Origin of the sequence: Lysinibacillus sp. GbtcB16 (genome assembly GCF_019091145.1) — a bacterium.
Classification (GTDB): Bacteria; Bacillota; Bacilli; order Bacillales_A; family Planococcaceae; genus Lysinibacillus; species Lysinibacillus fusiformis.
On sequence record NZ_JAGXJV010000981.1, the window covers coordinates 1 to 228 of the forward strand.

A 228-nucleotide genomic window follows, 5' to 3' on the forward strand; every position below is an offset into this window, starting at 1 on the left:
GTAGATCCGGACTTGTCCATCCGGTTTGCATACACGAAGCAGCTCCCGAACGGCTTCCAAATGAAAGTCAAAGTTAAATTGCGCCTCGTACAGAAAGAGAAAGTGACTGCAGAGAACGAAGTCATAGCTGCCCCGCTCTAACGGCAGTACAGGCAATCCTGCGGCATGATACCTTGAAGCTCCTTCGCTGCTGGCGAAGTCCTCCAGGAATCTGTCCAACGCTTGTAC

The 228-nt window shown here is 51.8% G+C and carries 1 protein-coding gene; it reads right to left on the minus strand.

Annotation, left to right across the window (positions count from 1 at the left end; translation table 11 throughout):
• Positions 1-219: methyltransferase domain-containing protein (locus tag KVT27_RS26500; protein WP_256449067.1), on the minus strand; the 219-nt coding region annotated here is incomplete at its 3' end.
• Positions 220-228 lie beyond the last annotated feature (9 nt).